The organism is Chryseobacterium sp. PTM-20240506 (assembly GCF_048296755.1).
GTDB lineage: Bacteria > Bacteroidota > Bacteroidia > Flavobacteriales > Weeksellaceae > Chryseobacterium > Chryseobacterium proteolyticum.
This window is the reverse complement of the sequence record NZ_CP182581.1, coordinates 811,007-837,981: the sequence shown is the minus strand read 5'-3', so window position 1 is coordinate 837,981 and position 26,975 is coordinate 811,007. Positions and strand designations below refer to the sequence as shown.

The 26,975-nt window shown below is 37.2% G+C and carries 30 protein-coding genes; 16 read left to right on the top strand and 14 right to left on the bottom strand.

Annotated features, from left to right (window positions below):
* Positions 1 to 47: 47 nt before the first annotated feature.
* Positions 48 to 1,145: a taurine catabolism dioxygenase TauD gene (locus ACNFU2_RS03595; protein WP_273647995.1), complete on the top strand. Its 1,098-nt coding sequence runs from the start codon at positions 48 to 50 to the stop codon at positions 1,143 to 1,145.
* A gap of 93 nt (positions 1,146 to 1,238) precedes the next feature.
* Here the strand turns inward: ACNFU2_RS03595 and ACNFU2_RS03590 are convergent, their stop codons facing one another.
* The 5 genes from ACNFU2_RS03590 to ACNFU2_RS03570 all read right to left on the bottom strand — a co-directional run bounded on the left by ACNFU2_RS03590 (position 1,239) and on the right by ACNFU2_RS03570 (position 6,008).
* A complete protein-coding gene (locus ACNFU2_RS03590; protein ID WP_273647994.1) occupies positions 1,239 to 2,255 on the bottom strand; it encodes a S41 family peptidase in 1,017 nt (338 codons plus the stop codon).
* 70 nt (positions 2,256 to 2,325) lie between these two features.
* Positions 2,326 to 3,120 carry a helix-turn-helix domain-containing protein gene (locus tag ACNFU2_RS03585; protein WP_273647993.1) on the bottom strand — a complete coding sequence of 265 codons (795 nt, stop codon included), beginning with the start codon at positions 3,118 to 3,120 and terminating at the stop codon, positions 2,326 to 2,328.
* A gap of 114 nt (positions 3,121 to 3,234) precedes the next feature.
* Positions 3,235 to 3,933 carry a DsbA family oxidoreductase gene (locus ACNFU2_RS03580; RefSeq protein ID WP_273647992.1) on the bottom strand — a complete coding sequence of 233 codons (699 nt, stop codon included), beginning with the start codon at positions 3,931 to 3,933 and terminating at the stop codon, positions 3,235 to 3,237.
* Positions 3,934 to 4,039: 106 nt separating this feature from the next.
* Positions 4,040 to 5,227 carry an MFS transporter gene (locus tag ACNFU2_RS03575; protein WP_273647991.1) on the bottom strand — a complete coding sequence of 396 codons (1,188 nt, stop codon included), beginning with the start codon at positions 5,225 to 5,227 and terminating at the stop codon, positions 4,040 to 4,042.
* Positions 5,228 to 5,381: 154 nt separating this feature from the next.
* Complete coding sequence (locus tag ACNFU2_RS03570; RefSeq protein ID WP_273647990.1) at positions 5,382 to 6,008, bottom strand: chloramphenicol acetyltransferase; 627 nt, start codon at positions 6,006 to 6,008, stop codon at positions 5,382 to 5,384.
* Between the two features lie 316 nt (positions 6,009 to 6,324).
* Between ACNFU2_RS03570 and ACNFU2_RS03565 the strand changes: the two genes are divergently transcribed.
* From ACNFU2_RS03565 to ACNFU2_RS03535, 7 genes are all read left to right on the top strand, one after another.
* Entirely contained in the window at positions 6,325 to 7,167 is an 843-nt protein-coding gene (locus ACNFU2_RS03565) for an NAD(P)-dependent oxidoreductase (RefSeq protein WP_273647989.1), read from the top strand.
* Between the two features lie 20 nt (positions 7,168 to 7,187).
* A complete protein-coding gene (locus ACNFU2_RS03560; RefSeq protein WP_306612295.1) occupies positions 7,188 to 7,649 on the top strand; it encodes a PPC domain-containing DNA-binding protein in 462 nt (153 codons plus the stop codon).
* Positions 7,650 to 7,758: 109 nt separating this feature from the next.
* Positions 7,759 to 8,478, top strand: a complete 720-nt coding sequence (locus ACNFU2_RS03555) for an SDR family oxidoreductase (RefSeq protein WP_273647987.1) — start codon at positions 7,759 to 7,761, stop codon at positions 8,476 to 8,478.
* Between the two features lie 59 nt (positions 8,479 to 8,537).
* Positions 8,538 to 9,458: a helix-turn-helix domain-containing protein gene (locus ACNFU2_RS03550; protein WP_306612292.1), complete on the top strand. Its 921-nt coding sequence runs from the start codon at positions 8,538 to 8,540 to the stop codon at positions 9,456 to 9,458.
* 110 nt (positions 9,459 to 9,568) lie between these two features.
* Positions 9,569 to 10,420, top strand: a complete 852-nt coding sequence (locus ACNFU2_RS03545; RefSeq protein WP_172282811.1) for an SDR family NAD(P)-dependent oxidoreductase — start codon at positions 9,569 to 9,571, stop codon at positions 10,418 to 10,420.
* A gap of 5 nt (positions 10,421 to 10,425) precedes the next feature.
* Complete coding sequence (locus ACNFU2_RS03540) at positions 10,426 to 10,680, top strand: Atu4866 domain-containing protein (RefSeq protein ID WP_418123757.1); 255 nt, start codon at positions 10,426 to 10,428, stop codon at positions 10,678 to 10,680.
* 29 nt (positions 10,681 to 10,709) lie between these two features.
* Positions 10,710 to 11,624, top strand: coding sequence for a helix-turn-helix domain-containing protein (locus ACNFU2_RS03535; protein WP_172282815.1), 915 nt, complete (start codon positions 10,710 to 10,712; stop codon positions 11,622 to 11,624).
* A gap of 23 nt (positions 11,625 to 11,647) precedes the next feature.
* On the opposite strand, the gene ACNFU2_RS03530 is transcribed toward ACNFU2_RS03535, so the two are convergent.
* The 4 genes from ACNFU2_RS03530 to ACNFU2_RS03515 form a co-directional block, all read right to left on the bottom strand.
* Positions 11,648 to 12,148 (bottom strand): hypothetical protein, encoded by a 501-nt coding sequence (locus ACNFU2_RS03530; protein WP_418123755.1) that lies wholly within the window; start codon positions 12,146 to 12,148, stop codon positions 11,648 to 11,650.
* Between the two features lie 6 nt (positions 12,149 to 12,154).
* Positions 12,155 to 12,976 (bottom strand): helix-turn-helix domain-containing protein, encoded by an 822-nt coding sequence (locus ACNFU2_RS03525; protein ID WP_418123753.1) that lies wholly within the window; start codon positions 12,974 to 12,976, stop codon positions 12,155 to 12,157.
* Positions 12,977 to 12,994: 18 nt separating this feature from the next.
* A complete protein-coding gene (locus tag ACNFU2_RS03520; protein ID WP_418123752.1) occupies positions 12,995 to 13,396 on the bottom strand; it encodes a GlcG/HbpS family heme-binding protein in 402 nt (133 codons plus the stop codon).
* 72 nt (positions 13,397 to 13,468) lie between these two features.
* Complete coding sequence (locus ACNFU2_RS03515; RefSeq protein ID WP_273647981.1) at positions 13,469 to 14,257, bottom strand: SDR family oxidoreductase; 789 nt, start codon at positions 14,255 to 14,257, stop codon at positions 13,469 to 13,471.
* Positions 14,258 to 14,473: 216 nt separating this feature from the next.
* Here ACNFU2_RS03515 and ACNFU2_RS03510 point away from each other — a divergent pair, with 216 nt between their 5' ends.
* The 4 genes from ACNFU2_RS03510 (at position 14,474) to pdeM (ending at position 20,314) form a co-directional block, all read left to right on the top strand.
* Positions 14,474 to 15,496, top strand: a complete 1,023-nt coding sequence (locus ACNFU2_RS03510; protein ID WP_418123751.1) for a ligase-associated DNA damage response exonuclease — start codon at positions 14,474 to 14,476, stop codon at positions 15,494 to 15,496.
* Positions 15,493 to 17,073 carry an ATP-dependent DNA ligase gene (locus ACNFU2_RS03505; RefSeq protein ID WP_418123749.1) on the top strand — a complete coding sequence of 527 codons (1,581 nt, stop codon included), beginning with the start codon at positions 15,493 to 15,495 and terminating at the stop codon, positions 17,071 to 17,073. Before ACNFU2_RS03510 ends, ACNFU2_RS03505 begins: the two co-directional genes overlap by 4 nt.
* Position 17,074: 1 nt before the next feature.
* Complete coding sequence (locus ACNFU2_RS03500) at positions 17,075 to 19,525, top strand: ligase-associated DNA damage response DEXH box helicase (RefSeq protein ID WP_418123747.1); 2,451 nt, start codon at positions 17,075 to 17,077, stop codon at positions 19,523 to 19,525.
* A gap of 144 nt (positions 19,526 to 19,669) precedes the next feature.
* The gene (gene pdeM, locus ACNFU2_RS03495; protein WP_172282827.1) at positions 19,670 to 20,314 is read left to right on the top strand and encodes a ligase-associated DNA damage response endonuclease PdeM; all 645 of its coding nucleotides are present in this window, start codon (positions 19,670 to 19,672) and stop codon (positions 20,312 to 20,314) included.
* On the opposite strand, the gene ACNFU2_RS03490 is transcribed toward pdeM, so the two are convergent.
* Positions 20,311 to 20,841: a GNAT family N-acetyltransferase gene (locus ACNFU2_RS03490; RefSeq protein ID WP_418123745.1), complete on the bottom strand. Its 531-nt coding sequence runs from the start codon at positions 20,839 to 20,841 to the stop codon at positions 20,311 to 20,313. The genes pdeM and ACNFU2_RS03490 overlap by 4 nt on opposite strands.
* A 166-nt stretch (positions 20,842 to 21,007) precedes the next feature.
* On the opposite strand from ACNFU2_RS03490, the gene ACNFU2_RS03485 reads away from it, so the two are divergent.
* Positions 21,008 to 21,739, top strand: a complete 732-nt coding sequence (locus tag ACNFU2_RS03485; protein ID WP_418123743.1) for an MBL fold metallo-hydrolase — start codon at positions 21,008 to 21,010, stop codon at positions 21,737 to 21,739.
* A gap of 6 nt (positions 21,740 to 21,745) precedes the next feature.
* Here the strand turns inward: ACNFU2_RS03485 and ACNFU2_RS03480 are convergent, their stop codons facing one another.
* A complete protein-coding gene (locus tag ACNFU2_RS03480; RefSeq protein WP_172282833.1) occupies positions 21,746 to 22,087 on the bottom strand; it encodes a helix-turn-helix transcriptional regulator in 342 nt (113 codons plus the stop codon).
* Positions 22,088 to 22,649: 562 nt separating this feature from the next.
* Here ACNFU2_RS03480 and ACNFU2_RS03475 point away from each other — a divergent pair.
* The 3 genes from ACNFU2_RS03475 to ACNFU2_RS03465 are packed head-to-tail and all read left to right on the top strand — an operon-like array spanning position 22,650 to position 23,719.
* Positions 22,650 to 23,057, top strand: coding sequence for a Crp/Fnr family transcriptional regulator (locus ACNFU2_RS03475; protein WP_418123740.1), 408 nt, complete (start codon positions 22,650 to 22,652; stop codon positions 23,055 to 23,057).
* An 8-nt stretch (positions 23,058 to 23,065) separates the two neighbouring features.
* Positions 23,066 to 23,242 (top strand): helix-turn-helix domain-containing protein, encoded by a 177-nt coding sequence (locus ACNFU2_RS03470; RefSeq protein WP_418123738.1) that lies wholly within the window; start codon positions 23,066 to 23,068, stop codon positions 23,240 to 23,242.
* A gap of 21 nt (positions 23,243 to 23,263) precedes the next feature.
* Positions 23,264 to 23,719, top strand: a complete 456-nt coding sequence (locus tag ACNFU2_RS03465) for a PCC domain-containing protein (RefSeq protein ID WP_172282837.1) — start codon at positions 23,264 to 23,266, stop codon at positions 23,717 to 23,719.
* A gap of 20 nt (positions 23,720 to 23,739) precedes the next feature.
* Here ACNFU2_RS03465 and ACNFU2_RS03460 read toward each other — a convergent pair whose 3' ends face one another.
* The 3 genes from ACNFU2_RS03460 to ACNFU2_RS03450 form a co-directional block, all read right to left on the bottom strand.
* Positions 23,740 to 24,630, bottom strand: a complete 891-nt coding sequence (locus tag ACNFU2_RS03460; protein WP_418123736.1) for an MBL fold metallo-hydrolase — start codon at positions 24,628 to 24,630, stop codon at positions 23,740 to 23,742.
* 179 nt (positions 24,631 to 24,809) lie between these two features.
* Positions 24,810 to 25,388 (bottom strand): nucleosidase, encoded by a 579-nt coding sequence (locus ACNFU2_RS03455; protein ID WP_418123734.1) that lies wholly within the window; start codon positions 25,386 to 25,388, stop codon positions 24,810 to 24,812.
* Between the two features lie 184 nt (positions 25,389 to 25,572).
* Positions 25,573 to 26,802 carry an MFS transporter gene (locus tag ACNFU2_RS03450; RefSeq protein ID WP_418123732.1) on the bottom strand — a complete coding sequence of 410 codons (1,230 nt, stop codon included), beginning with the start codon at positions 26,800 to 26,802 and terminating at the stop codon, positions 25,573 to 25,575.
* Positions 26,803 to 26,975 lie beyond the last annotated feature (173 nt).

Here is a 26,975-nt window from a genome sequence, read left to right as displayed (position 1 = left end):
ATTAAAAACAAATATAATAATTTAATCCTAACACAAAATTTTTTTTAATGAATTCTCTAAAAATTCTTGAAGAAAGCAGTTTGACTATGGAAAGAGTACTTCCTGTAGCCATTCAGATTACAGATAGCGAGCGCAGGATGATCAAAGACGCGGTAGATCATCTCGAAAGAAAATATGGAACTTTTGAAAACAGAGAGTTTGTCATGCAGGTTCATCAACTGGCCTCTTATTTTTTACCGGAAAGATTATTAAAGGTTCTGGCGTCATTTGCCAGCGATTTTTCCAGAGAGCAGTATGGTGCATTGATTTTCCAGGGCCTTTTTGACATTGACCAGGAAAAAATAGGAACGACTCCACCCAACTGGCAATCGGCGGATTACTCAAAATTCAATCAATACGGATTTGCCTGTGCTTTGTTGCATGGTGCTCTTCCATCGAAACCGGTACAGTATTATTCACAGCGTAAGGGAGGCGGGCTGATCCATGCGATCATTCCGGATGAAAAAATGCGGGATACTCAGACGGGATCAGGATCAGCTACAGATCTGTATGTCCATACGGAAGATGCTTTTCTTAAACATCAGGCAGACTTTTTAAGCTTTATGTATATCCGTAATGAAGAACAGGTACCTTCTACCCTTTACTCTATCCGTTCCCATGAATCTATTCATGAAGATTACAAACCTTTATTTGATCCGATCTTTAAAATTCCTAAGGATGCGAATCTAAAAACCGAGGCAGAGGAAATCGATACTTTAGATGCTATTTTATACGGAAATAAGGAACTGCCGTTTATGAGATTTGATGCCGCAGAGCAATTGTTTAATCCGGATATTAAGCAAACAGATATTGCCCATCATGCGCTCAGCAAATTCTGGCAGGAAGCAAAACATCTGATTTATTCAGATTTTACTCCTCAGGCAGGAGACGTTATCGTCGTTAATAATCATTTATGTGCCCACGGAAGATCCGCTTTCCGCGCGGGAATAAAAAATATTAATGGTGTTGAACATACCTGTGAAAGAAGGATCATGCTTCGTATGATGAGTAAAGTAAGTCTTATAGATATGAGAGGACATACCCTCAAAGAAGATCCATTCTTTGTAATAGAAGAACATTTGGGTAAAAACTTCAAAGACTTCTAATCATTTAAAGATTTAAATTTTACTATAAAATCCTTTCTGAGCATTTGTGCAGAAAGGATTTTTATGATGTATTACAATTTGGAAAATATAAGCTTAAATTGCCATCTTGCTTTTCTCATTTTCTAATTTCTCAATAAGACTTTCCAGTTCATCCCTATTTAATTCTGTTTGTATTTTACTGTTCATGATCTCTTTTAAAGCCAGAATATATGCTGTTTTTAAAGCATTTTCCGCTGTGGTTTTTATATCCGGGGAAACACCTGTGTGTTCCCAGTTTCCATGGGTTATTGTGGCTGTAATTTTTCCGACTGGAATAACGGTGAGGTATTGATCTGCAATAATAAATTCGTCTACAGGATTTGCCGCCCCTCCGGTATTTTCTCCAATGATTTTGGCGAGTTTATAGTTTTTAAGAAAGTAGGCTAATCCTTCCGCAGCAGAAAAAGAAGACCTGCTCGTAAGGATATAGACATTTTTATCAAGGTATTTTTTTCCTAAAACTTTTGTTCGGGTAGTATTTTGAACCGTTTTTTCTTTGTCTCTGAAATAGGTAGAATACAGATTGGTTTTTTCTTTGAAAAAATAACTGCAAAATAAGATAAGCATTCCGTTATCACCTCCTCTGTTTTCACGAAGATCAATAATCAAAGAGTTGGTATTCGCAACAAAATCCATTACTGATGCAAGTGTTTTTGCACTTGAACGGGATTCTGCAAACCCTTTGAAATTAATATAACCAATGTTCCCTTCCAATCTTTTTACATTTTCGAATCCGAAATTTTCAAGGCTATTAAGGAAATTATTTTCAGCGGCGGTTTCCTTTGCATTTTTCTTGTTTTCAGATGTTAGACCGTCCTTGTATTTAATAAAAAAATGCTGATCACCGGACACAGTCCTCAATTTTTCAGTAAGCTTCTGAGCCAGTTCTTTTCCGGTCAGTGTATCCCAGTCTTCCGGTTGAAATTCCGTTTCAAGCTTTTTATAAAGATCTTTATCTGTATAGTGCTCTTTGACCTTTTCCAGAATATCTTTCACAACAGGGTTGTTTGTTTTCTGGCAGCCAAATGATAAAGAATATAATAATGATATGAGGACAAGTGTTTTCTTCATGAGATATAATTTAAGTTCATGACAAAAGTACGGGGCAGGAAAAATTGAGAATTGTAAAAAAGGAAACAGATTAAATAAATAACCAGATATTATTTTGTTCTGTATTAACTTTTTTGAAGAATGTTTTTGGAGTTATTTGAGTAAGTTCCTTAAAATCTTTGATAAAATGAGACTGGTCGTAAAAAAGATTTTCATAGGATAATTCCGTAAGATTTTTCACCTGTTTGTTTCGCAGCAGGGAATTTCGAAACCGGTTTATTTTACGATATTCGGAGGCTGGTTTTGCTACAAACCGTTTGGTAATTTTATTAACGTATTGTCTTGTAATGCCATTCTTTTCCGCAATGTCCAGGATACTGATATCATTCTCAAGGTCTTTGATGATATTTTCGGCTCCAGTCAGATGCTTATCAATGAATTTAGAGAGCAGGTAATCTTCCAGGGCTTTTATTTGTATTTCCTTCCCGTGTTCATTCAGTATCTTATCCATAGCCTCACGAAAGTCCGAAGATAAAATTTTATCTTTTAGAATTAAGCAGTTGTCAGCATTAAAAAAATGATAGATCCCCAAAGGTTTAAAGTAGATGGTAATTTCATTAATGGGTTTCTCATAAAAGATTTCCGTAGATCCTGTGCATCGGGAGACCAAATCAATCACTATATTTTTTATGGGAGAATGATAAATTTCCATACTGCCTTCATCCGATCTGATCTCGGCATCCTGACAGGCTGAAACAATGAAAAAATTGTTTGGAAATGTCAGATATCTGATAGACGAAGCAGATTCATCTTTATCCATAAAATAATATCCCTGGATATATTTTTTAAGAACAGGATTTCTTGGTTGGTAAAAATGGATATCCATAATCTGACAATAAATAAGGGTATAAAATTACAAATACAAAAGAAAAACCTGAAGAAAATCTCTTCAGGTTTTTCTATATAACGTAATTTAATTGTCTTCTGAATATTATATCAGTTAAATGCTGCATCCATCGGGGTCACAGGCATTTTCTCCATTAGAAAGATCTGTGAATGGAGAAACCGTTTCTTTATACGTTTGCTGGAGTGCATTTTCAAAAACTTCAACAGGTTGAGCGCCCGAAACAGCATACTTTCCATTTAAAACAAAAAATGGAACGCCGGTAATTCCATTATTTCTGGCTTGTTGGATGTCTTCATTGACTTCTGATGTCAATTCCTCTGAAGTTACTGCATGCTTTGCCTCCTCTTTATCAATACCCAGTGATTCTGCAATTTCTGCCAATGTATCAACATCCCCCACGTCTTTGCCATCAATAAAATGGGCGATGAACAGAGCTTCCTCCATTTCATTGGACTTGTTGTATTTTTTAGATAACTGCAACAATTTATGTGCAGGAAACGTATTGGTTATAAGCGCAGTTTCAAAATTGAAATCAATACCAGCCCCTTTTCCCATTTGAGTAACCTGGCTGATCATTTGCGTAGCCTGGGTCTCAGGAAAGCCTTTTTTCTCTCTGAAGTAGGTAAGTGTATTCTTTGTTTCACCTGTATTTAAGGTAGGATCCAGCTGGAAGCTCTTCCACTCTACTTCTACCTGATCTTTGAATGGCAATTTTTGAAGAGCCTGTTCAAAATTATTTTTTCCTATATAACAAAACGGACACATAACGTCCGACCATATTTCTATTTTCATTGTAATTCTTGTTGTAATGTTCTGCAAAGTTACCATTTAATTTTAATGTAACAAAATTTATTACATTTAACTTGGATCTACTTCGTTTTACGAATAGAAACGCGGATTACAATGTTTTACTTACTTTCCTGCTAAAGATCAAATGAGCGATTAAAGCTAAGAGACCAAAGCTTGCTCCAACGAAGCACACCCCTTCCCACTGTGCGTAATGCCATGCAACCGATGCCAGCCATGTTCCTAATGATCCACCGATAAAGTAGCAGACCATATAAACCGTATTCAGGCGGTTGACCGCATTGGTTCTGATCAGAAAATAACTGGTTTGATTCATAATATGACTGGATTGTACTCCGAGATCAACCAGGATGACTCCTACAATCAAACCCCAATACGTGTATCCTGCAAAATAGGTAAAAGCCCAGCTGCCTAAAACGATTAGTAGTGAGTAGAATATGATCCTGTTGATATTCATGAACTTTTGGAATGCCCCGACTTTGGCTGCGGCTAAAGCACCTACTGCCCCTGCCAGGCCAAAACTCCCTACCACAGATGAACCGGCATTAAATGGAGGTTTCTCCATATGAAAAACCAAAGTGGTGAATAAAGCACACATAGAGCCAAAAGCCATTGCGCCCCGGAAAGAGGCCAGTTGTAAAACAGGCTGTGTTCTTGCGAGATGAAATACAGAACGCATCAGATCTTTGTATGTCCCCTTAAAATTTGGTGAGAGCTCAGGAAGCATTTTATACACTGCAAACCAAACGAGTATCATCAAGCCTGCCGCAATACCGAAAACGGCCCTCCAACCCAGAATTTCTCCCAGGATTCCCCCTACAAACCTGGATAAGAGAATACCCAAAAGTAATCCGGACATTACCAATCCTATATTGGAAGACTTCTTTTCATCAGATGAAAGTTCTGCTGCGATAGGAACAAAAAGCTGCGGAATAACAGAGGTCATTCCGATCAGTAAGCTCGCCGCATACAGCATCCATAGTTGAGTAGCAAAGGTCATCCATAAAAGTGATCCGAAAACCAAAAGAAGATCAATCAAAATCAGTTTTTTACGGAAAAATTTATCACCCAACGGAACAATAAGAAGCAATCCCAGTGCATATCCTATCTGGGTCAGTACGGATATTTTGCTGGCAGCACTTTCTGAAATATGTACATCATTTGAAATGAGTGCCAATAGTGGCTGATTATAATAGTTGTTGGCAACTACCAACCCTGAAATAATAGCCATCAGCCATATCACAGTTCTGGAAATGCCCTGAGAAGAACTCGCCTGCATACTAACGTTTTAAATTCAAAATTAATTATAGAATAATGAGATAAGTATCTTTCCTGATTTCCGGAATCAAATCGAGGATTTAAATTCCGGTCAGAAAGAAAAAGAAACCTTTTAATTACCTGCAAAGATAATTTAATTACATTAAAATTATTCGTTATAAATCCAATTGTTTTTGAAATTCTTCGAAGTATTTTGCCAGATGAAGACCGTCTGCCAGACCATGATGAGCTTCTATGGAAACCGGTAAATATTTCCTTCCGTTACGGATGCTGTATTTTCCAAATGTAATTTTCGGAATAGATTCCGTCTTATCAAAATTCGTAGGATGCAGCAGTGCACTGAAAGAATTCCAGGGAATAGTAGAATGTCTTATTAAAGCTTTGGTGACGCTATCAGTACTTAATCTTAATCCTGTGGAGCTTTGTACAGCCTGAATTTCTTTTTGTAATTCTTTATTGAAAACTTCAAAGCTTTCTGAAAAAGGAATGTAAGAAAAACCAAAAGTTCCGTCTGCCCTGGCGATTGTACTTCCCGCATCGATGACATCGAAAATGACCACCTGGTCATCAACAATTCTCATTTTCAGTTCTTCAACAGAATTCACGGCAACCATCGATTTATGAAGGTAATAGGCAAAAAAAGAATGACCGTTAGTTTTTACAGTATCATAAGCTTTTGTACAATCCACTTCTGCTGTAAAACCAAAATAAGGACTTGCCATTTTTGAAAAAAAATTAAAATGTTCTTTTCTGTTCCACTTTTCAACATCAATGATCTTCATTTTTATACTGCTTATTTTTTCTGCAAATTTCTGTAAGTTTTCTCATTATAAAAAATGTAAGGGTAATAAAATTGATTTTGGAATGCGTAATTTTGATACGTTGATTGTTGTTTGGATAGAAAAACACATTGTAAGGCTTAAGAAATAAGAAGTAAATTATGAATCCCGGATTTTAAATCAATGGTTACAGGATATGAAATCTGAGGCAGTTATGAATAACCATCCATAATTATCATTGCTCATCTAATCTCTAAGCTGTATTTCCCAACTTTCAATTCATTATTAATACTTTTTACATTTTACAAAAAATAAAAATATGGAAGACGCAAAAATTGGATTCATCGGATTAGGAAATATGGGGCATCCCATGGCTAAAAATTTAGAAAAAGCAGGATTTCCTTTGTCTGTCTATAACAGAACCACCGAAAAAGCAAATGATTTTAAGGAGAAGTCAACCGTATATACCAAAGTTACTGAGCTGGTAAAAAACAATGATGTTATTTTTACAATGCTGACCAATGATACAGCAGTGCGCCAGGTATATGAAGAAATTCTTTCAGAGGATATTCATGGAAAACTTTTCGTAGATATGAGTACCATTTCTCCACAAGCGACCAATGATATTTCCTCTGCAGTTAAGATAAAGGAAGCCGGTTTTATCGATGCACCTGTAGCAGGAAGTACCAAACCTGCAGCTGATGGAACATTGATCATCATGGCAGGAGGTGATGAAAAGGATCTTGATCGTGCTGAACCTTATTTACAAAAGCTGGGAAAGATCAGACATTTAGGAGAGAACGGAAAAGGAATCGCTGCTAAGCTTTCGGTGAATTATTTTCTGTCTACGCTCTATCAGGGCCTTGCGGAAACGGTCTTATTTTCAGATAAATTGGGAATCGACAGGAAGGACATGCTTGATATAATTAATGAAAGTGCAAGTGGAAGTGGTGCCACAAAAGTAAAAACACCACTACTGATCAATGATGATTATGCACCGGCATTTGCCCTGGATCTGATGTTAAAAGATATCCTTTTAGCCCATAATGCAGGAGCTGATTATCCTTTATCAAAAACGCTTATTGAAACCTATCAATCTGCCCATGATGAAGGATTTGGAAAAGATGATGTTATCGGGATCATCAATTATCTTAAGAAATAATAAGTGTAAATTGAAATATGATGAGTACGAGTACTGCTATTTTAAAAGGAAATAATTGGACTGCTAAAAAAGTAAATTCCACTTATATTGTGAGTGTGAAAAACCATTCAGGTATTGTGGAAGCGTTGACCGATTTTGTAATAAATCAAGACATCAAATCGGGAGAAATAACAGGAATTGGTGCTGTAAGTGAAGCGACGCTTCGTTATTTTGTACCCTCAACAAAGAAATATGTGGATAAAACGTTCAATGAACAAATGGAAGTCTCTAATATTTCCGGGAATGTTTCTGAGCTCAACGGCCAGCCACTACTCCATTTGCATATCACGTTAGGCAGACAGGATTATACAGCTCTGGCAGGACATCTTTTGGATGCAAAAATTTGCGGTGCCGGAGAATTTATTTTTTATCCGCTGGATACCAGAATAGTAAAGGTCAAAGATGAGGAAGTGGGAATTAACTTTTATGACATTGAAAACTAAGGAAATACCTTAATTTTTGTTTGTATATTATATTCAGCTACAACAATCATATATCCGGCTACTTTAATTGATAGATACATTCGCAACTTTGTATGTATAAATAAAACATATGAAAACAGTATTGATTACAGGAGCAAACAAAGGAATAGGTTTTGAAACTACCCGGCAATTAGCAAAACTTGGATATCATGTTTACCTTGGATGTCGCAGTCGGTCTCATGGAACTGAGGCAGTAGAAAAATTAAATGCTGAGGGATTTAATAATGTGGATCTGCTGGAAATTGATGTAACGGATTTGAGGTCGATACAATCCGCAAGAAAAGAACTGGAGAGTAGCATAGACCATCTCGATGTCTTAATTAATAATGCAGGTATTGCAGGTAAGCAGCCACAAAATATTTCTTCCTGTGAAATGGAAAACCTGAGAGGAATATTTGAAACCAATTTCTTTGGAGCTGTACAGACTACACAGGAATTGGTGAACCTGCTGAAAAAATCAGACGAGCCCAGAATTGTGAATGTTTCCAGTCAGCTGGCTTCCCTGGAAATCCAGAACAGTTCACAGAATCCTAATCATAGGATATATGATGCTTACAGCGCTTCTAAAACTGCATTAAATGCTTTTACAGTATTACTGGCAAGGGAATTCGATGGTACAAATTTTAAAATAAACAGTGTTGAGCCGGGTTATACAGCAACCGACCTGAATAATTTTATGGGGACGCAAAGCCCAAAGCAGGCTGCAGAAATTATCGTAAAATATGCTACTTTGGACAAAGAAGGACCTACAGGAAGTTTCTTCAGAAAAGATGGTAAGGTTGCATGGTAAAGAATAAACCACGAATGTGAAATTTTGTATTCGTGGTATTATAATTCACATTTTTAAATATGGAACAAAGAAAGACCATAAGGATAAAAACGATCACGGAGTACCATAAGCTAAGAGGGCTGCCACCACCAGAGCATCCCTTAATCAGCGTGATCGATTACAGTACAATGAAACGTCCTTCTGATATCGGTGAAGTCAACTGGATCCTTGATTTTTACCATATTTCAGTTAAACGGGGAATGAACGGCAAGCTAAAGTACGGACAACAGGAATGTGATTTTGATGAAGGTATTATGTTTTTCATTTCTTCCAACCAGGTGTTCAGGATAGCAGCAGAAACTACCTCAGAAAATAAACAGTCGGGATGGATGTTGCTTATCCATCCTGATTTTTTGTGGAATACATCACTGGCAAAAAAGATCAGGCAATATGGATTTTTTGATTATTCCTTAACTGAATCCCTGTTCCTTTCAAATAAGGAAGAAATCATACTTGACCAGATCATTGGGAATATCAGACAGGAGAGCCATTTGAATCTTGATAAATTCAGCCAGAACATCATTGTTTCGCATCTTGAAACATTGATGAACTACTCCGAAAGATTCTATGAACGGCAGTTTATGACACGAAAGGCGGTCAATCATAAGATCCTGGCCCGACTTGAAGAATTACTGGAAGCCTATTTTAATGATCATGATCTCGCATCAAAAGGATTGCCCACGGTGCAGTTTATTTCCGGCGAGCTTAACCTCTCCTATAATTATTTAAGCGCACTATTAAAAACACTTACCGGACAAACTACCCAGCAGCATATTCATGAGAAATTAATTGAAAAAGCTAAAGAAAAGCTCTCAACAACTGATTTATCGGTGAGCGAAATTGCCTATGAATTGGGATTCGAGCATCCGCAATCATTCAGCAAGCTGTTTAAAAATAAAACGGATATGTCTCCGTTGGCATTCAGGCAATCTTTTAATTAGAATAAAAAGTTCTTCCACGATTTGATTACATTTTTAGTTGATCGGGTTATCTTAAATTTTGATTTCCTTATGATCTTTGTATCATCAATTAAGATCAAAAAAATAAAAAAATGGAAACAAAAAAAGTATGGTTTGTTACAGGCGCTTCAAAAGGTTTGGGGCTTAGTCTGGTAAGAAAATTATTAAGTGAAGGATACCGCGTTGTAGCGACAAGCCGGAATGCCGAATCTTTGGTTAAAGAAATAGGTGATGCCTCTGATGCATTTTTACCATTGGAAGTTAATTTACAAGATGATTCCAGCGTAAAAGAGGCTGTGGAAAAAAGCATTGCACATTTCGGACAATTGGATGTTATTGTCAATAATGCAGGATATGGCCAGATAGGTACTCTGGAAGAATTATCGGACGAAGAAGCCAGAGAAAATTTTGATGTGAACGTATTTGGCTCCTTAAATGTGATCAGAAATGTTATGCCTTATTTACGGAATCAGGGTTCCGGAAATATATTTAACATTGCTTCTGTAGGAGGTTTATTTGGAAGTTTTCCGGGTTGGGGAATTTATTGTTCTACTAAATTTGCTGTTGCAGGATTCACTGAAGCTCTTGCTGAAGAAGCTAAAGCTTTCGGCGTAAAAGCTACAGTGGTTTATCCGGGCTATTTCCGCACAGATTTTCTTGCTAAAGGTTCTGTAAGGACACCTAAAAATACCATTAAAGCATACGAAGCAGCCCGTGAATCTGAGCAATTACACCTTGATACAATTAATGGAAACCAGGCCAACGATCCGGAGAAGGCTGCTGAAGTGCTTATTGCCATAAGTAAGGAGGCTCAGCCACCTGTGCATTTATTGCTGGGAAATGATGCCTATGATATACTTAAAAATAAAATTAATATGATTAACCAAGATGCGGAACAGTGGAAAAATTACACATTGTCTACCGCATACACAGAACTTTCATAATAAAAATGAATAAGACCATCGAAGAAACAAAAGAATACATCGGAATGTGGGTAACAGAGGATGGATATGTCCGTCATGAATTGCTGCCGGACAACCGGTATGATGAAGCACGTGGCTCAAGAGAAAGTGCTTATCAGGGACGTTATATCGTTTCAGGTAATCATATTGATTATAAAGATGACACAGGATTTACAGCTGACGGAGAGTTTAAAGAAGGGATATTATATCATGGAGGTATGATTTTGTACAAAGAAAATTGATTCACTAATTTAGCATCATAGTATAAGATATGGAAAAGACATTTCGCTTTAATTCGATTTCTGAGTTTCATCATTTTTGTAATCTTGAAGGACCTGAACATCCGCTGATCAGTCTGATTGATTATAGCAGGGTTTCTTACCCTGTGAAGGATGATGAAATGAAATGGATTCAGAATTTTTATTCTATTGGTTTAAAGCGGAATGTTAATGCTAAATTTAACTACGGACAGCAGGAGTATGATTTTGATTCCGGGGTTTTATCATTTGTTTCTCCTTTACAGTTTTTAAAGGTGGAGATCAATCAGAATGCTAAAGTGGAACCTACAGGCTGGATACTTCTGATCCATCCAGATTTTCTGTGGAATACGTCACTTGCCAAAAAGATCAAATCTTATGATTTTTTCCAATATGCAGTGAATGAAGCTTTATTTCTTTCAGACAAAGAGGAAAAAGCTATTGTAGAAATTCTGCTGAATATAGAAAAAGAATACCGGTCTAATATCGATAAATTTACCCAGGACCTGATCATTGCACAGATAGAACTGCTTCTCATATATTCCGAACGTTTTTATGAAAGACAGTTCCTGACCAGGAAAAAATCCAATCATGAAGTCATAGAACGTTTTGAACAAACAATTTCTAAATTCTTTGATCATGAAAGGATCATTAGCAATGGTTTACCCACAGTGAAAGCTATTGCTGAAGAAATGAATATTTCTCCTAATTATCTGGGAAGTCTGTTGCGTATTCACACTCAGCAAAGCACGCAGAACCATATTCAGAACAGGCTTATCGACTATGCAAAGGAACGGCTAAGTACAACCAGTCTGTCCGTTAGCGAAATTGCCTATGAATTGGGTTTTGAGCATCCGCAATCTTTCAGTAAACTTTTCAAACAAAAGACGGCCCAATCCCCATTGGAATTCAGAAAGTTTTTTTCATAAAAGATTGTTTCTATGTTTACCTTTTACTTGTTAAGTTCTTGTAAAAGAGAAAGATAAACATTCAGCCTGGCATGAAATAAGGTATCTGTAATCAATAAAGTTAAAAACAGAATAATACACCCTGCTGAAAAACCTTTTATATACATACTGCTTGCCAGAAGGTAGATTACAATGGAAACCAGAAGCAATGAACCCCAGATTGTTTTAAAAACGACATAACTCTGACTGTTGGCATTTCCTCTGGATTGTTCTTTACTAATAATTTCCTTTTGATTTTCTAAATACTGCTGTTCTAATTTCTGAACCTCTTTGTCTTTTGTGATTAATAAATAGCTACCATACCCAAAAAGCATGAGGACCAGTAAAATTAATGGAATAATGAGACCTTTATAAAAGATTTTATTGATTTTAAAACAATAGCAGATGAGCGGTAGACAAAAAATAAAGGCCCAGGCCAACATGATTTTAGCCTGAAGCAGATCCCCTTTTGCCCAATGATGAAGTTGCTGAATATAATTCATCATAATACATCAGGATACTGACTGTGGTGAAATTTCAGAAGTAGTAAGACCATATTTTTCTTTAAATGAATAATAGAAATGGGACAGGTTTTCAAATCCAAGATCCAGATAGATGTCAGCCGGTTTTTTATTTTTATGTTTGATAAGATAATACGCTTCCTGTAACCTTTTTTCCTTAAGCCATTTTTTAGGAGGCATATTGAATGTCTTCTGAAAATCACGCTTGAAGCCTGAAAGGCTGCGTCCTGTAAGCTTTGCAAAGGCATCTATAGAAAGATTAAAGATGAAATTCTTATTCATAAATTCCTTCAGGTCCGTTTTATGGGGATCGGAAAAATCAAAAAGCAGATTTTTAAAATCAGGATTACTCTGTAAAATAAGCTCAATAGCTTCTTTCACTTTTAAGGAAGCAAGATTGGAGCTAATTGTTTTTGTTTTATCGATGTAGGGAGTAAGCGAAATAAAATAATTCGAAAAGAATGCATCAGATTCAAAGAATATTTTCTTGTTATTATGGAATACATCGTCCGTTACTACTTTATTTTCAGCGGCATATTGCCGTAAAGTTTCTTTATCCAGTGTTATAGAAATAAATTGGTATTTTGCACTTTTGGCAGGATACTTTATGGTCCTGATCAGCTGGTTTTTTCTCACCAGAACCACTGTATTTTCCTTTATAACGGTTTTCCCCTGATCATGGAAAGCGTGGGTTTCACCAGACAGCTGAAAACCAAGGAAATGATCAGGAATAAATTCCTCATGTCCCCTGTGTTTTTCAAATGCACAGGAATACACCAGTTGATTAAATAATATTTCAGATTGTTCAGCCATTATACAAATATGCAAAATTTAAAAAATAGAAGAGGCTCCTTCAAGTGCTATTTCTCTATCCTGCTCCACAGTACCTCCTGAAGACGCGATAGCACCTATTATATTCCCTTTTTCATTCCTGATGACTACGCCACCGGCAATCGTAAGGAGACCGCCGTTTGAATTCAGCATACCATATCCGTGAATGTCTGCGCCAGCAATGATGGTTCCCATTACCTCCGTGTCTACTCCGAACATAACGGCCGTTCTTGCTTTTTTTATAGCAAAATCTATCACTCCGTATACACTGTCTAAGCGGGCAAAAGAAACCAGATGTCCTCCGGTATCTACAACGGCGATGCTTACGGGAATACCAAGTGTTTCTGCTTTTTTAATTGATTCGTTTAATGCTTTTGTTGCTTCGTGATAAGTAATATTCATGTCGTTTAAATTTAAATGGGAGAATGAATGCATGAACAATAATATTCATGCATTCTATAAGTAAATGTGTTTTTAGCTCTTTGCGCTCCAGGCTTCTGTTTGTAATTGTTTTACAAAATCCTCGGTTTCCTTTGGATGCAAATTTCTGAAGTTGCTATGGTCATCCAACGTAACATTTACAATAACATCTGCCATGGATTGAGGATCCAGTTGATGGGCTAATGATTCTTCAGCGCCTGCAAAAGCAGATTCCGGAGTGAAGTTTTCTTTAGGATCATACCAATGTCTTATGGAATCCACTCCCCTGTCATTAAAACCGGTTCCGAATACTCCCGGATTGCATGTTGCAATTTTGATGTTAAAAGGAGCCAGTTCTGTCTTTAAGCCCTCAGCTATAGCTTCCAGAGCATGTTTTGATGCGCAGTATGCTGCTACGTACGGAACCGTCCACAAACCTCCCATAGAAGAGGTAAATACTATTTTTCCGCTTTTCTTTTGAACGAATTTTTTAATGAATCCCTGAGCGAGTTCCAAAGCCCCGAATACATTCACCTCAAACATTGAACGGATAAGATCCAAAGGCTGTTCAGCAATAGGTCCGCCTTCCATAATACCGGCGTTGCTTATTAAAATATCAATATCATATTTTTTTAAGATATAAGCGATATCTCTTGAATTGGTAACATCCAGTTTATCAACAGTCATTTCTACCCCTTGCTCTTTGGCTTCACGGATCATGTCGCTCATCTGGGGGTATACCTGTGTTGTAGCAATTACATGGTGTCCTTTTCTTGCTAAATCGAAAGCTGCTATTTTTCCAAATCCGCTTGCTGCTCCTGTAATTAAAATCGTCTTACTCATTTTGTACTTTTTATGGGTTAGTCATAAGACAAATTTCAGATTTATACAGTCTTTGTTTATTGGTGAAAAGTCCAATGTTTTATTGCTGGGAAGTTCACACTGAAAAATGATTATTTTTCATGATTTAATGATAATTGGTCAGCTTTTTGAATGATAAATTAAACCAAATCGCTATAAAAGCATTATATCTTTTATCGATAACAAAATATACCTCATTTGAAACTAATTACATTCACAAAAAAAGGAATATACTGCCCCCAGGGTCAGTTTTACATAGATCCGTGGCGTCCTGTAGATCTTGCGGTTATAACGCATGGCCATGCTGATCATGCCCGTTGGGGAATGAAGAAGTATTTTTGCCATGATTTTACAAAACCTATTTTATACCAGAGAATTGGTCCCGATATCGAATGTCAGAGTGTAGGATATGGAGAAGTTACCACGATCAATGGAGTAAAAGTTTCCCTTCATCCTGCCGGACATATTATTGGTTCTGCCCAGGTCAGGTTAGAATATAAAGGATATGTAAGTGTGATTTCCGGAGATTATAAGGTTCAGGATGATGGATTAAGTACACCCTTTGAATTGGTAAAGTGTAATGAATTTGTTACTGAGAGTACCTTCGGACTTCCCATTTATAATTGGCTGGATATTGAGGATCTTAATAAAAAGCTTCAGAACTGGGTGTTGAGAAATAAGGAAAATTCCAAGACTTCAGTTTTTGTAGGATATTCTCTTGGAAAAGCTCAGCGTATCATGAAAGCTGTAGAGGGCCTGGGTAAGATACATGTCCACTACTCTATCGGAAAGCTTAACGAAGCATTTGAAAGTGCCGGAATCATCTTGCCTGAGTATGAAATCCCGGATTTCAGAGAAAGCATAAAACACCTGCAGGGTGAAATTGTCATTGTTCCGCCTGCTTTACTGGATACCAATATTATCCGTAAAATACCGGATGCCGCTACGGCAATTTGCTCCGGCTGGATGCAGGTTCGCGGGGCCAGAAGATGGCGGAGTGCTGATGCAGGGTTTGCAATGAGTGACCATGCGGATTGGGGTGGATTGTTACAAGCTGTAAAAGCTACCGAAGCTGAAATAGTACATGTAACCCATGGCCAGACTGAAGTTTTTTCAAAATACTTAAATGAGATAGGAATTAAGGCAGATGTGGTAGCCACCCAATTTGGCGACGATGAAGAAGAAGCTGAAAAAGAAATCATTGAAAACCCCGAATCATGAGACATTTTGCAGAACTGATCAACGCTTTGGAAAGCACCAATAAAACCAATGCCAAAATTGATGCGATCATTGATTATCTTGAGCGTGCTCCTGATGAAGATAAAGTATGGTTTATAGCCTTATTTACAGGCAAAAGACCCAAAAGGAATGTCAATACAAATTATATGAAAGAATGGGCTTTGGAGATTACAAAGCTGCCTTTCTGGCTTTTTCAGGAAAGCTACTCTTCTGTCGGGGATCTTGGAGAAACACTTTCTCTGATTCTTCCGCAACCTACCGAAAAAATAGAACGAAGTCTTTCACAGTGGATGAATGATATTGTGAACTTAAAAGAAAAGACAGAAGCTGAGAAAAAAGAGTTTGTCTTACAATCGTGGAATGGGCTGGATTATACGGAACGATTAATATTCAATAAATTACTGGGCGGAAGCTTCAGGATCGGCGTATCGGATAAAACACTGATTAATGCGCTTACAAAGTATTCCGGACAGGAAGCCAGTGCACTAATGCACAGTATGATTGGGAAATGGAATCCCGGTGAAGTTTCTTTCCAGGAACTGATCTCCGCCGAAAAAGTAAATACAGATAACTCACGTCCTTATCCATTTTGTCTTGCCTATCCTTTGGAGAAAGAGCTTTCGGAATTGGGAAATCCGGATGAATGGCTCGTAGAATACAAGTGGGATGGAATCCGCGGGCAGATCATCAGGAGAAATGATGAAGTATTCATCTGGTCCCGGGGTGAAGAGTTGGTAACAGAACAGTTTCCTGAAATTGCAGAGTCTGTAAAGGCCATGCAGGGGAATTTTGTCATAGATGGAGAAATACTTGCGGTAAGGGATGATAAAGTTTTAAACTTTAATGAATTACAGAAAAGGTTAAACCGTAAAAATGTCACAAAAAAAATGCTTACTGATGTTCCTATCGAAGTATTTGCCTATGATCTTATTGAGCTTGAGGGAAATGATCTGCGCGAAAAGCCTATCTCAGCCAGAAGAGCAATGCTAGAAGAATTATTCCTGAATGAAAATCCCGAAAAATTAAAGCTGTCAGCAATCGTTGATTTTGAAAAATGGGAGGAACTGGATCAGATCAGGGAAAGCTCCAGGGATATTAATAGTGAGGGTTTAATGCTTAAACAAAAAAACTCTCCGTATCATTCAGGACGGAAAAAAGGAGATTGGTGGAAATGGAAGATCAATCCCATGACCATTGACGCAGTGCTGATCTATGCTCAAAAAGGAAGTGGCCGACGAAGTGCTTACTATACAGACTACAGTTTTGCAGTTAAAAATGGAGATTCACTGGTAACAATTGCTAAGGCTTATTCAGGATTGACGGATAAGGAGATCATGGAAGTAAGCAGGTTTGTTAATAAGAATGCGATTGAAAAATTCGGTCCTGTCCGGACTGTAAAGGCGGAACTTGTTTTTGAAATTGCTTTTGAAGGAATAGGTTTCAGCAGCAGGCATAAAAGCGGGGTGGCTCTACGTTTTCCGAGAATCGTAAGATGGCGGAAAGACAAAACGGTAGATGAAATTGATGATCTTGAAGAAATAAAAAAACTGATACAATAGTTTGAGTGCTTTTGAACATACCAACGGATTTAAGGTTATCCAGCAATGGATGGCTGAAAAAGGCAATACCCCATTTAAATTCCAAACGGATACCTGGTGGAAATTTGGAAACGGATACAGCGGAATGGTTATTGCGCCTACGGGATTTGGTAAGACCTATTCCGTGTTTTTGGCGTTAATTACAGATTTTCTTAATCATCCTGAGAAATTTAAAAAAGGACTTAAAATGATCTGGATCACTCCTCTCCGATCCCTTTCCAAAGATATTGCTAAAGCCATGGAAGAAGCTATCAATGAAATCGGGTTGGATTGGACAGTAGGTGTCAGAAATGGTGACACTGATCCTAAAACCAGACAGCAGCAGGTAAAAAATATGCCTGAAATCCTTGTCGTAACACCGGAAAGTTTACACTTGCTTCTGGGGCAGAAAAATCATGTCAGATTCTTCCAGAATCTTCATTGTATTGCTGTAGATGAATGGCATGAGCTGCTGGGATCCAAAAGAGGTGTGATGGTGGAACTGGGAATTTCGCAGGTCAGAAAATATGCTCCAACACTAAAGATCTGGGGAATTACCGCCACAATAGGCAATCTTGAAGAAGCAATGGATGTTCTGATACCGTATGATGTAAAAAAAGTGAAGATCACAGTCAAACAACATAAAAAGATCGATATCATTCCTGTTTTTCCGGATGAAGTTGAAATTTTACCGTGGGCTGGGTATCTCGGGGCTAAACTGGCAGATAAAATTGTTCCCATCATTCTGGAATCCAAATCTACCATTGTTTTTACGAATACCCGAAGCCAGAGTGAAATGTGGTATCAGCTGCTTTTAAATGCATATCCTGATTTTGCCGGGCAAATTGCCATTCACCATAGTTCCATAGATGCTCATTTAAGGATCTGGATTGAAGAAAACTTAAGTAACGGCAAATTAAAGGCTGTTGTTTCTACTTCATCTTTAGATTTAGGTATCGACTTTAAACCTGTTGATACAGTGATCCAGATAGGATCAGCAAAAGGAGTCGCAAGATTTCTGCAACGGGCAGGAAGAAGCGGACACTCCCCTTTTGAAACTTCAAAAATATATTGTGTTCCTACCCATTCCCTGGAGCTGATCGAGGTGGCAGCATTGAAGGAAGCCGTCAAACAGAAAGTTATAGAGCCCAGAGAGCCTCAGGTTTTGTGTTTTGACGTATTGGTTCAGTTCCTGATGACTTTAGCTGTAGGTGATGGTTTCTACCCTGACGAAACCTATCAGAGAATTAAAAACATTTATACTTTCCAGGAAATAAGGGATGAAGAATGGCAGGCTATAATAGATTTTCTTACCATTGGCGGCAGTGCTCTGAAAAGTTATGAGGAGTTTCATAAGGTAGTTATTATGGAAGATGGTTTGTTTAAAGTTACTTCCCGCAAAATAGCTATGCTGCACAGAATGAACATGGGAGCGATTGTAAGTGATGCCATGCTGAAAGTGAAATTTATTTCCGGAGGCTATATCGGAATGGTTGAGGAATATTTTATTTCAAAGCTTAAAAAAGAAGAGAAGTTCATTTTGGCTGGAAGAGTTCTTGAGGTAGCAATGGTGAAGGATATGACCGTTTATGTACGGTTGGCAAAGGGAAAAGCTCTGGCTCCGAGCTATCTTGGAGGAAGGTTACCTTTAAGTTCAAATCTGGGGCATTTCTTAAGGGAAAAACTTTCCGGTGCATTGAATCCTTCATCTTCGGAAAAAGAGCTGAAATTTTTACATCCATTATTGGTTAATCAGGAAAAAAGGTCCCATATACCGAGAGAAGATGAGTTTCTGGTAGAACTTATTAAAAACAGAGAAGGTTACCATTTGTTTATGTACCCTTTCGAGGGACGTTTAGTCCACGAAGTGATGGCAGCCCTGATCGCTTTCAGGATTTCAAAACTGGCTCCTATTTCATTTTCAATGGCCATGAACGATTACGGATTTGAATTGTTCAGTGATAAGGAGATTCCAATACATGAAGATAATCTGCAAAAGATCCTGACCCGGGATAATCTTATGGTTGATGTAATATCGAGTATTAATTCGGCTGAAATGGCCCGGCGAAAATTCAGGGATATTGCCGTGATCTCCGGAATGGTGATTCAGAATTTTCCCGGACAACAAAGATCGAACAAAGCTTTGCAAAGCTCAGCAGGTCTTATTTTTAAAGTATTGGAAGACTATGATCCCAATCACTTCCTTGTTCGTCAGGCCTATACGGAGGTCTTCAACATGCAGCTTCAGGAGCAAAGGCTCGTGGAAGCTTTTAAGAGAATAGAAAAATCAAAGATTGTTTTAAAATATTCCAATACTTTTACCCCTTTAAGCTTTCCTATTAAAGTTGACAGTCTTCGTCAGACGCTTTCAAGTGAAGGGTTAGATACAAGGATACAAAAGCTGATACAACAAGCGACTAAGGGAAGAAAATAGAAAAAGAGAGTAAATAGAGCAAAGAAAAAAGAGAAAAGAGAAAAGAGAAAAGACCGGAATACTCAATAATCTTTAACTTTGCCTCTAACCTCTAACCTCTAACCTCTAACCTCTAACCTCTAACCTCTAACCTCTAACAAATAAATGAACATCGCCACAAAAAACGTAACCATTCAATCTGAAATCTTCACCTTAACCAATCAGCGCGCTGTATTTTGGAAAAAAGAGAAAGCACTGATTTTATCCGATCTCCACATCGGGAAAACAGCCCATTTCAGAAAAAATGGAATTGCTTTGGCGAACCATGTAATGAAAAGTGATCTGGAGCGTCTTTCTGTGCTGATTGCTTATTTTCAGCCTGAAAAATTTATCATGGTAGGCGATCTGCTTCATGCCGGAAATAATTCTGACGTGGATGAATTCTGTGCATGGAAAAATCAATATCCGGATCTGAAATTCTATCTTGTGGAAGGAAATCATGACCGGATTTCCAAAGTGCTGGATGAAAAATTATGTCTTGATTTTAAAGCTGATGTGCTTGAATTAGGAGATATCCTGTTTATTCATGATTTCGACAATTCGAATCCAAAGTTCCAGATTACAGGGCATATTCATCCGGGATTTGTCATCAGCTCTCCGGTTAAAAACATCCGTCTTCCATGTTTTGTAAAAACATCCGGACAGTTGCTTCTTCCGGCTTACAGTGAATTTACCGGATTAGATACAAAGAATCTTCCTAAAGGAGGAAAATTCTTTGTTTTTACCGATGCCGAGATCTATGAAATTTAAAATTGTTTATTCAATGTTTTCTTCATCATAAGATCTGTCTGTTCTTCATTGCCTAAACGGAAAATATGTTTGTCAAATTCCTCAAAACCGTTCTTTTTATAAAAACTAACAGCCCTATGGTTTTCTTCCCATACGCCAAGCCAGATATAAGCCTTATTTAGCTCTTGGGCAGTGTGTAATGCTTTTTCATAAAGAAGCTGACCCACTTTTTTACCGTGATGGCTGCTCTTTACATAGATTCTTTCAATTTCAAGTGACGAATGGTCCTGTAACTCAGTCTGTGCAGTTCCAGAATTCAGTTTCAGATATCCGATCGGGTTATCTTCTTCCCAGGCAATAAAAAAATAAGATTCGGGATTATTCAATTCATCAGTCAGTTTTTCTTTATTAAAACTTTTTTCAAGATAAAGATCCATTTCTTCTTTGGAATTGCTTGCTGCAAAGGTTTCCGAAAAAGTTTCTTTTCCGAGGATCTGCAGGATATCCAGGTCTTCCGGAAATGCTTTATTGAGTATTATCGAGCTCATGTTTACTGTTGCTTATTACTAATTGCAAAATTACAAATAGATTATAAAAAGGGATGGATACAGAGTTGATAAAAATTGACATTTTTGATAATAACATTGGTTTTACCGATAGTTTGTATTGAAAATAAAGTTTTCAATATTTACAAATATTCAGGAAATTTGCAACATGAAAATCATTCCACTAAAAGAAGGTAATTTTGTAGCCAGCCCAACCAAAGACTTCAGTATTTTAACCACGGCGAAAATTGATCTTGCCCAAGGAATAAAAATGGCTGTACAACCTTTTCTGATCATTACTAAAAACGATTATATTCTGCTTGATTCCGGATTGGGCTGGAAAAATCAAACAGGAAAAATGGTTATTTTAGACATTCTGGAAAAAGAAAATATCAGCCGTCATCAGATTACCAAAGTCCTGCTCTCCCATTTACATAAAGATCATATCGAAGGAGCGATCCGGCACCTTGAAACCGGCTTTGAGGCTACTTTCCCCAATGCTGACCTATATATCCAGAAGCGTGAATTGGAATATGCACGTGAAAATACCGGAAATCCATCGTTTGATTTTGATACCCTGGATAAGCTTGTTCAATTACCAAACATCGTCTGGATGAGTGATGATAAAGGCAGCATTACCAATGAAATTTCTTACCAAGTGGTTGGAGGACATACTCCTTTTATGCAGGTTTTCTGGATCACTGAGGATGGGCAAACGGCCTTTTATGGTGCTGACGATTTGCCACAGGAAGCCTATCTGCACTATCATCTCGCTTATAAAAGCGATTTTGATGGCAGAAAAGCTATGGAATTACGACAAGACTGGCAAAAGCAAGCCGAAGAAAAACATTGGAATATATTACTGTATCACGATCTTGATAAAACGGCTATACAGTTCTAAATCCTCCTATAAATCATTAAACCACTTGTAAATGTCTGTTTCAGAGGGAATGAACAGCTTTTTTCTGATTCTGTTTTTTCTGTTCTGGATGGCTTTTGGCGTTACAAAAGTATAGGTTGCAATCTCTTTTGTTGATAAATTCAGTTTTAGATAAACACAAAAAATCAATTCCGAATTTTTTAAATCGGGTTGTATAAGGGATATTTTTTCAAAGAAATTGGGATAAACTAATCTGAATTTATTCAATAGACGTGGAGAATTTTCTTTGGCTAATGCTATAATTTCGTCTTGAGCAAAAAATTTTTCGTTTAAATCTTCTAAATTAAATCCAGGTTTTTCGTTTTTCATAATATTTTTCTCATCTCTACTAGTTTCTGCAACGTTATCATTTTATTACACTGCTACAGAGTTTAATACGCTTTCTCACTATTATTTTTAATACATTTAGAATCTTCTGATTGTTATTGAAAACAATAGGAACACCATTAATTTTTTAGACTGAACTATTTTTTACAATTCCTTCATACCTTTAAAAATAAAGTTTGCTTTAACAAAGACAAAGAAAGAAAAAATGATTAAATTTTTGTTAAATTAAAATACCACATAGATACCACGCGAGTCTCTCCATAGTGCCAGTCAGATTTATTTTTAGTGTTTTTTCCAGATTCCGCATTTTTTAAGTGAGAATTCAAATGTACACCGCTTCACTCATTACTTTTTATGATCATGATCAATGTTTTTCTATTTTGTTATAGCAGCATGTTTCCACATACCGACAAATAAAATACGTGGTACTGATGTGGTACGTGATTTTTAGGAAATTACCGAAAATTAGTCTCTCTTTACTAAACAAAGGTAGCGGCTACCTTACCAGCATATTTAATTTTTAACCTTATAAGCTGATATTACCATGATAAATGAAGATCTATTGCTTTCCTATGGAGCAGAAGTTAAAAATTATAAATCAGGCGACACGATATTCCGGGAAGGAGAACTTGCACTACATTACTACCAAATTATTAAAGGAAAAATAAAACTCAATAATTATACGGAAGACGGAAAAGAATTCATTCAGAATATTTTTTCGGATGGGAATAGCTTTGGAGAATCCATTTTGTTTGTCGATAAACCCTATCCCATGAACGCGGAATCCCTCACCCCCTCCACAGTCCTCAAACTCTCTAAATCGGATTTTTTAATTTTAATGAAAGAAAATCCTGAAGTTTCCAACAATATTTACCAGTGTATGGCAGAACGGATGTATTACAAATATGTTATGTTGTATAATCTTTCCGTTAAAATCCCGCTTCCAAATTAAAACTCTTAATGGATTATCTTAAAAGCTATGACGAAAATAAGACACCGTATTCTTTTCAAATCCCTTTAACCAGGCAACAATTGGCTTCTTTAACAGGGCTTCGTGTAGAAACTGTAATTCGTGTTATAAAAAATATGGAAAAAGAAAATGAATTAAAAATTGTGAACCGAAAAATTTTCTATTAATTTTAAGCAAAACTAACTATCATGAATTCACAAATTGTTACCGGCAATCTATGGACCGCTCACAGAATTGAAGATTACTACATTGTAAAGCTTCAGGACAAAGCAGATGTTCTGGATGCTTTAAATGATTTTGTCTCGTATGAAAGGATCAAATCAGGAAATTTTTCGGGTGTAGGAATCGTCAAAGAGATGACCCTTCGCTTTTTAGAGCCTATTGTAAAGAAGTATTTATATACCCATTTAAATAATCCCATAGAAATTCAGAATATTTCAGGAGCTGTTTCAGATCACGAAGGAAAAATATCCGTTTCCTTGAATGCTACCCTCGAATGGAGAAATGAAACCACATTGTCGGGTCAGCTGATTGATGCTAAAGTACACGGTTGTACGGAATTCCTGTTTTATTCTGCAGATGACCGGATAATCACCGATGAGTTTCTGGACCTCTGCCATACCAGCTTCTGGAGTTTTAATTAATTGTATTATCCAAAAATACTTCAGATCCTTATTGAATAGGGATCTGATTGTGCTTTCGGAATCCATTGCCAGCCTTTTTCGGTTTTCCCGATATATCCTATCCCCGGCCACGGAAGATGGCAGGTGGTCACTAAAGTATTGTTGACAGAACAACTTTCTAAAATCCGCTTTCTGGTAGCAACTCCTTCTTCAAAATTAACATCCCATTGGGTGCCCCAATCCGGATGAGCAATGAGCAAAGAAGAATGAACCACATCTACGAGGTGTGTGATAGATTGGTCACCGGAAAATATATGCAATATAATATGCCCAGGTGTATGGCCGGGTGCCAGTTCTGTTTTGATGCATGAGAATAATACATCGCCGGGCTCAAAAATAGTAAGCTCATTTTTAATCGCTCCAAGGATATCGGTCTGTATTTTTCCTGTTGGATAAACAGTCATTTTGCTTTTGGAGAAATCTTTTGTTTCGCTGTTCCAGAAGTTATATTCCGGAGCCGGTATGTGATATTTTGCATTAGGATATCTTCTTCTGCCATCTTCAAAAAGGATTCCTCCGATATGGTCCCTGTGTGCGTGCGTGATCAGGATGTCCGTAACGTCTTCCGGTGAGAACCCTGCTTCCGATAAGCTATTTTGAAGCCAGCCAGCGTTTACGGGATCATGATACCCTTCGCCGGTATCCACAAGGATATGACGGTCTCCTCTCTTGATAAAAAGGGTGGTAATAGGCATCTCGTATTCAGATCCGGGTAAGTGTAAAGATTTTAAAGCATCCTGTACATTCTCTTCTTCAATTTCAGGAGCTAAAATAGGTTGTGGATTACCTATTCCAAAATATCCGTCCGATACAATATAAACATCCATTTCCCCCATTGGAATATGGATCGATGCGCTATTTTTTGATTTCATTCGCTTTCTGAATTAATATATTCCTATATCAGTTTTCAAAAACTGTTTTAAATAAGAAACACCAGATCATAAGAACTGGTGGTAAATTGATTTACTGTATTGCAAAATTAAATAATTTTATAAATAAAAAAAATACTTTAAATTAAAATTAATCCTTTCTGACAGGCAATTTCTGTTATTTAAAGCAACAACTTCCTGAATGCCTCGGCAGCAAGATGTACCTGTACCGACCAGTCGTCAGCAGCATCACTGCCAGCATCATCCGAAATATATTTCAAACTTAGAAAAGGAATTTCCTCCTTCATCGCAATCAATGCCAGAGGATAAGCTTCCATATCCACTACATTATAATCTGTTTCTATATGATCCATTTCAAAGCTGTCACCACTTCCGCATATCCCCTGTTGTACTCCATCCATTTTCAATCCGTATTCGAGGACAGGTGGAATTCCCGATAACGGAGTCTCATATTTTTTAAACCCAAGACCTCTTACGTCCATATCGCGCTGGATAAATTTTGTGCAACAAACAATTTCTCCTTTACCGAATGTTTTGCTCCCTGCGGAACCCAGATTAACAATTAGCTTCGGTTTTCTGGAATGGATTTCCCTGGTGAGTGCTGAGGCAGCATTCACCTTTCCTATTCCGGTGATCAGTTTATGGGTATCATTAAAAAGATCTGCGGCTTCAGATTCCAGTGCGAAAACAAAGAGGGTGCCTTCTAACGGATATGTATGCTCAGAATTAATTGCTATCATGAGTAATAATTTTTAGAAATAACGGATGCAAATGTATTTATTAAAAAGCATATAAAAAATCTGTGCAAATGGTTTTTTCTCACACTGTTCAAAACATAGTTAGATTTGGTGTTGTATGTAAAGACTCATCCCAAAAGGGTTGAGTCTTTTTATACGGATAAACAGTTAATCGTTTTTCCGCCAATTATTTCAACAGTTTTTTTCCAAGGTGAATGCTGTATAATGTAATCATTACTGTAATGACAAGGAATAAAGCTCCGATCCATGGCGTACTTCCAATTCCTAAAGATGATGTTACAATAAGCCCACCTGAATAGGATCCTATCGCAATTCCGATATTAAAGGCGGCAATATTAATGCCTGACGCCACATCCTGTGTTCCCGGAAGTTCTTTTTCTGCAATCTGAACGACTAAAAGCTGTAATCCGGGAACACTGGCAAAAGATAATGCTCCGAGGAAGAATAAGGTTATAATACTTAAAACCGGACTGTGAACCGTAAAGTAAAAAAGAAATAAAACCAGACCTTGTGCTATAAACATCCATAATAATGCTTTCAGGGGATTTTTGTTAGCTAATCTTCCTCCGATAAGGTTTCCCAGAGCAATAGCAATTCCATAAATCAGTAAGATCAACGTTACAACAGATTCTTTCAGCCCTGTAATTTCCTGCAGAATTGGTGATAGATAAGTGAAAACGACAAAGGTTCCGCCATATCCCATAGCTGTCATTAAAAAGGCAAAAATTAAACGTTTATTGGTAAGTACTTTTAACTGTTGTTGTAAAGAAGCTGTTTTTCCATTTTGTAAATGGGCAGGCACAAGAATCATACTGGCCAATAACCCGATAATTCCTAAAATAGCGACTCCGATAAAAGTTGCCCGCCAGCCAAAATGCTGTCCGATAAATGTTCCGAGTGGAACACCGGTAACAATGGCTAAAGTGAGGCCTGCAAACATAATCGATATTGCCGTAGCTCTTTTTTCCTCAGGAACTAAAGATGCTGCGATCGTAGATCCGATAGAAAAGTAGACTCCGTGAGCAAATCCTGTTAAAATTCTGGCTAAAATTAATGTAATAAATCCAGGGGCTATTGAAGCTAATCCATTTCCGATAACGAATAGGATCATAATGGAGATCAAAAGCGTTTTGCGGGGTACTTTACCTGTTAAAGCTGTCAAAACGGGAGCTCCTATGGCTACTCCTATAGCATACAAGCTTACCAATAAGCCTGCTGAAGGAATGGAAATACCTAAATCTCCTGCTACTGTTGGTAAAAGACCTACGATAACGAATTCTGTAGTTCCGATTCCAAATGCACTGATCGTTAATGCCCATAGCGCAGCAGGAAGGCCTTTTTTTATCTTTTGGGTGACTGTTTTGTCGGAAACAGCTATTTCATTCTGATGATTCATTGTATTATGTTTTTGGTTGTTCTTTTAACAGGACAAAGTTCCGATGAAATTCTGTATTATGAAAATTAGTTAAATAGTAGTTATTTATTATAATTATAATAGTTTAGAGGTTGAATTTAACCGGATCCGAATTTGTAATGATGAAAAAATATTGTTTATTTGTAGAAAAATAC